The following is a 5,199-nucleotide window of genomic DNA, read 5'->3' on the forward strand; positions in this document are numbered from 1 at the left end:
TAACTTCTTAAGTGGTTTATTCTAACTTCTGTTTTTTCTTTGTCAGTTGCTGGGAATTTTCCACTATAAATTGCTTTTTCAAATGCTCCATACATTGGGTTAGGGAATAATATAAATTTATCTCCAAACTCTTTTTGTAACTCGTCAACTCTGTTATTTCTTTCATCTATTGAACTAGAAGAGAATACATCAAAGTCTGATAAGTTATCTCCGAAAAGCATTATTAAATCTGTATGTTTTTTTACATATTCACGACGATTTACTTTTCCACTCTTATCATCTTTAGTTTTTAATAAAACATTATCTTTTGATTGTACAGGAATTCCCTCTGCTTTTAAGTTTTCAATAGTAGCCTCTAATTGAGTATCATCTCTATCAGATATATAGAAAATTTTTACTCCATTTTTATCAGCAAATTGTAAAAATTCTTTTGCTCCAGGAACTGCTTTAGCTGATTTCATATTTACCCAATCATTCCAAGTTTTAGAAGAAAAACTTTCTCCTCTTAAAATATTTTCTGCTTGGTAAGGGCTGTTGTCAATTACAGTTTCATCTAAGTCTAAAACTATTGAGTATGGTTTTTTATGTGGAGTTTTTAAATAAGTTTTTAATCTTTCAGTAGCAACATTGTATCCTTGAATATATAAAGCTCTAGCCTCTCCAGAAGTTTGGTACCAGTTAGTAGCCATTAAATTTTCTCTAGCAGATGCGTGATTATAAGTCATAGTAACTTTTTCATCTTTCCCTAAATTGCTACAACCTGTCATTGCAAATATTGCTGTTGCAACAGCTAATAAAGATAAAGCATTTTTTCTTTTCATATGTAACCTCCTGTATAATTTATATAACAAATTATACAATACCTGTCTAAAATTTTCAATTAGTTTTTTAATAATGTATAATTTTTTCTATATTAGTTCATTTTACAAGTGAAATTCAAAAATATTTGTTTGAAAATAAAAATAGCTCTCAATGAAAAATATCCATTAAAGAGCTATTTGTAATTTTTTTAATCTATTTTATTATTTAGAATATTTAGCATAGAAGTCTTTTAATAATTTATCTGTATCAAGATTATTTGCCTCTATATCTTTAAAGTATCTGTAAGTTCCAACTTTTAATTCAAGAGTTGCATCTTCATCAGAAACGATAATTCCTTTTTTATGCATTTGTAAAGCAGAAATTGTCCACATATGATTGATTCCCTCTTCAACTGCGTGACGTAAAGCTCTTGCTTTTGATGCTCCATTTACAAGAATTAAAACTTCTTTTGCATCCATTACAGTTCCAACTCCAACTGTTAATGAAGTTTTAGGAACTTTATTTAAATCTCCTCCGAAAAATCTAGAGTTTGCTATTATAGTATCTTTTGTTAATTCTTTACTTCTAGTTCTTGATGATAAAGAAGATCCTGGCTCATTGAAAGCAATGTGTCCATCTGGTCCAATTCCTCCAACAAATAAATCAATTCCTCCATAAGAAGCGATTTTTTCTTCATATCTTCTGCACTCTTCTTCCTCTTCTTTAGCACCTTTTACCATTCCATTTAACATATTTACATTTTCAGGTTTGATATTAACGTGATCAAATAAATTGTCGTGCATATATCTCCAATAACTTTGCTCATTATCTTTATCAAGTCCAACATATTCGTCCATATTAAATGTTACAACATTTTCAAAAGATAAAATTCCGTCTTTGTAGAATTGTACCAATCTTTTGTACATTCCGACTGGTGTTCCTCCAGTAGGTAATCCTAAAACAAATGGTTTTTCTGCTGTTGGTTTAGCCTCAAGTATTCTAGTTGCTACGTGAACTGCTGCCCAATCTCCGATATTTTTTTCTGTAATTATAAGTCTCATATCTATCCTCCTACTTTTTTGTATTGAAAATATATTATAATTTAAACTTGCTTGCTATTTCTATTGCATCACCTATATATTTTTCTGCAAGTTTTTTGTCACTTGATATAAGTGATACATAAATTATATCTATTATAGTTAATTGTGAAATTCTTGAATATAACGAAGTGGATCTAAAATTATTTTTTTCTACAACTGTTGTTATTTGAATATCAGCCAATTCTTTTATAGGATTGTTTGATGTCTGAGTAATTGCAATTATCTTTATATTTCTTTTTTTAGACTCTTCAACTAGATAATATATATCAGATGTTCTACCACTTTGTGATATAACAAAAAGTATATCTTCCTCTGTTAAAGTTGGTATAATTGTTAATAGAGTATGAAAATCATTTTGAAAAATAACATTTATTCCAAGCTCTAATAACTTATATTCTAAATCTCTTGCTATAATACCAGAATACCCAGCCCCAACTATTACAATTTTTCTAGCTTTTTTTATTGCCTTAACAGTTTTTTCTATAACTTTAACATCAACAGATGAATAAGTGTCCTCTATTATACGGGTATTTATTTTGACAACATTTTTTATATTTTCAAAAATTTCCCCATTCTCTGACATATCCTCATAAGTAAAACTTATTTTTTCTTTTGCCTCTCTTCTTCCTATCTCCTTACCAAAATCAACTTTTAATTCAGGAAATCCAGAATAACCTAATTTTTTAGCAAATCTAACAACAGAGGCTTGACTTGTTTCACATTGCTCTGCTATCTCATAGGTATTCATATACATAATTCTATCTATGTTTGCCATAATAAATTTATTTATCTTTTTTTCTTTTGAGGTAAACTTCCCTTGTAATGTATTAATTCTATCTATGACACTCATTTTATCGCCTCTTTATTTTAAAAAATTTTTTCCTTGATAAGAATTTGTTGCCTTTAATTTTTTTTCAATAGAATTTAAAATCCCTCTCTTATTTGTACTCCATAGAGGTGCAAAAAGCTCGTCTTTTTTAGCATCTCCTGTTAATCTGTGAATGACTATCTCAGGAGATAAAATATTTAAAAGTTCTATGATTGTATCCTCATACTCCTCTTTTTCATATATCTTAAATGGATTTTTTTCATAATATCTCAATAGATTACTATTTTTTAAGATATATAATAGATGTATCTTTATTCCCCAAGAGTGTACATCATTTATTAATTTAACTGTGTTGTACAAATCCTCTTTTTTTTCATTTGGTAACCCTATTATCATATGAGTTACAAATTTTATATTTTTTTCATTTAATTTTTTAGTTATATCTCTATAAACTTCTGTTTTATATCCTCTATTTATTATATTGGCTATATCATCATTGACAGTTTGAAGTCCTAACTCTATCCAAAGAAAATATTTTTTATTTATCTCATCTAAAAGTTCTATAATCTCATCACTAAGACAATCAGGTCTAGTTGCAATTGCTATCCCTATAACTCTTTCGTGAGAAAGTGCCTCATAATATATTTTTCTTAAATATTCTACATTTCCATATGTATTTGTAAAATTTTGAAAATATGCTATTACCTTTCCGTCTTTTACTTTACTTTTTATAAATTCAAGTTGTTCATCTATCTGCTCTGTTATAGTTTTTTTTCTGTTTCCAGCAAACTCTCCACTACCAACATCACTACAAAATAGACAACCTTTATTTGAGATTTTTCCATCTCTATTGGGACAAGTAAAACCACCATCAAGAGAAACTTTATAAATTTTTTCATTAAATTTCTCTTTTAAATATGTATTTAATTTATAAAATCTTTCATTATTCATTGGACTTTCCCTCTGCCTCAGCTTTAGCCTTTCTATAATTTTCAGACTCTATTTTTGAGAAAATACAACCACAATAATCCTGTCTATATAAATCATATTCCCTAGAAATTTTTATACTTTCTTGGTATCTTCCTTTTTTCTTAAAATCTCCATATAGATAATTAACTGAATAGATTTGTGAAAGGTCTATACCAATCTCATTTATCCAAGTTGAATTTTTTAATGGACTGATTGAAAGAGCTGTTGTGAAAAAATCATATCCATTCTCTTTAGCAAACTTTGATGTTTCATCCATTCTAAGAGAATAACATTTTTTACATCTTTCCCCACCCTCGTGGCATTTTTCCAATCCTCTTACCTTTTCAAAAAAATCTTCTCTTGGATTATATCTTCCCTCTACTATATCAATATCAAGTCCTATATCCTCTATATATTTTTTCATTTCGTTTAATCTTAAATAATATTCATCACTTTCTGTGATATTGGGATTATAGAAAAATATAGTTATATTAAAATAATCTTTTAGAGTATTTATTACCATTGAACTACAAGGAGCACAACAAGTGTGTAATAAAAGTTTTGGTTTATTCTCTAAAGTTTTTATCTTTTCTATCTGTTCCCACATTAATAAATCATAATTTTTTTTATTCATTTTACTCCTCTCTTATAGTTAATATTTTAATACATTATTCAAAGTTTTACAAGATTTTTTTTTGCAAAAGTTTATTTTTTTTAAATTTTTAATTCAAAATTCATACTCTCTGTTTTTAAAAATTTCTTTTATATGATATAATAAGAAAAAAATTATATTATAGTTTATAAAAGGGGAGAAAATGGAAATAATTTTTGTAGCAGGTATAAACGGAGTGGGAAAAGGACAATTTTTTAGAAGATTAAAAGATGATATTCCTTTTTATAGCTCAACTGAATTAATAAATAAATATAGAGAGAATAATGGTGTAAATGAAGATAATGCTCTTATAACCTCGCTTTCTAAGTTAAAAGAAGATAAAATTTATCTATCAGGACATTTTTGTTTTATAGGCGGTGAGTATAATATAGTTAGGACACCAATAGAAAGATTTAAAAGTTTAAATATAAAAAAGATTATTATTTTATATACTGAATATGAAATAATAGCAATGCGTCTAATTCATAGAAGTGATAGATTTTATACAAGTGAATTGATTAAGGAGTTCCAAAGAAAAGAAATGGAATATGGAATAGAGGTTGCTAATCTTTTAAATATTGAGTATGAAATAGTAAGGATATAAAATTCTATATATAATAATGTAGGATTTTGATTTAAAGCTAAGTAATGAAAATATTATTTAGCTTTTTTATTTTAAGAATTATATTAAAGAATTTATCTTAAATTATTAATTATTAAAAATATAAAATCTCTATATTTTATATTATATTTTTATTAATCTTTATATAAAATATTAAATTTTACTTTTTTTATATTTTAAAATATAGTATAATATAAAAATAAATATAATATAGGAGGTTTTTTAA

The 5,199-nt window shown here is 26.3% G+C and carries 6 protein-coding genes; 1 reads left to right on the forward strand and 5 read right to left on the reverse strand.

Going from position 1 to position 5,199, the window contains the following annotated elements; genetic code table 11:
• From Q1J48_RS02240 to Q1J48_RS02260, 5 genes are all read right to left on the reverse strand, one after another.
• A partial coding sequence (locus Q1J48_RS02240; RefSeq protein WP_300360859.1) for a 5'-nucleotidase, lipoprotein e(P4) family occupies nt 1-821 on the reverse strand: 821 nt, incomplete at its 3' end.
• A 201-nt stretch (nt 822-1,022) separates the two neighbouring features.
• Nucleotides 1,023-1,862, reverse strand: a complete 840-nt coding sequence (gene nagB / locus Q1J48_RS02245; RefSeq protein ID WP_300330705.1) for a glucosamine-6-phosphate deaminase — start codon at nt 1,860-1,862, stop codon at nt 1,023-1,025.
• 34 nt (nt 1,863-1,896) lie between these two features.
• Nucleotides 1,897-2,751 (reverse strand): MurR/RpiR family transcriptional regulator, encoded by an 855-nt coding sequence (locus tag Q1J48_RS02250; protein WP_300330703.1) that lies wholly within the window; start codon nt 2,749-2,751, stop codon nt 1,897-1,899.
• Nucleotides 2,752-2,763: 12 nt separating this feature from the next.
• Nucleotides 2,764-3,681, reverse strand: coding sequence for a tRNA modification radical SAM protein MnmL/YtqA (gene mnmL, locus Q1J48_RS02255; RefSeq protein ID WP_300360862.1), 918 nt, complete (start codon nt 3,679-3,681; stop codon nt 2,764-2,766).
• A complete protein-coding gene (locus Q1J48_RS02260) occupies nt 3,674-4,333 on the reverse strand; it encodes an epoxyqueuosine reductase QueH (protein ID WP_300360864.1) in 660 nt (219 codons plus the stop codon). The genes mnmL and Q1J48_RS02260 overlap by 8 nt, the downstream gene beginning before the upstream one ends.
• 181 nt (nt 4,334-4,514) lie before the next feature.
• Here Q1J48_RS02260 and Q1J48_RS02265 point away from each other — a divergent pair, with 181 nt between their 5' ends.
• Nucleotides 4,515-4,955: a hypothetical protein gene (locus Q1J48_RS02265; protein WP_300360866.1), complete on the forward strand. Its 441-nt coding sequence runs from the start codon at nt 4,515-4,517 to the stop codon at nt 4,953-4,955.
• Nucleotides 4,956-5,199 lie beyond the last annotated feature (244 nt).

It is taken from the genome of Fusobacterium sp. (assembly GCF_029258315.1).
In the GTDB taxonomy this organism is placed as follows: domain Bacteria; phylum Fusobacteriota; class Fusobacteriia; order Fusobacteriales; family Fusobacteriaceae; genus Fusobacterium_B.

Excerpts from the sequence above, each read along its gene's own strand:
- nagB (WP_300330705.1), bottom strand. The coding sequence starts at position 1,862 with ATGAGACTTATAATTACAGAAAAAAATATCGGAGATTGGGCAGCAGTT.
- Q1J48_RS02250 (WP_300330703.1), bottom strand. The coding sequence starts at position 2,751 with ATGAGTGTCATAGATAGAATTAATACATTACAAGGGAAGTTTACCTCA.
- mnmL (WP_300360862.1), bottom strand. The coding sequence starts at position 3,681 with ATGAATAATGAAAGATTTTATAAATTAAATACATATTTAAAAGAGAAA.
- Q1J48_RS02260 (WP_300360864.1), bottom strand. The coding sequence starts at position 4,333 with ATGAATAAAAAAAATTATGATTTATTAATGTGGGAACAGATAGAAAAG.
- Q1J48_RS02265 (WP_300360866.1), top strand. The coding sequence starts at position 4,515 with ATGGAAATAATTTTTGTAGCAGGTATAAACGGAGTGGGAAAAGGACAA.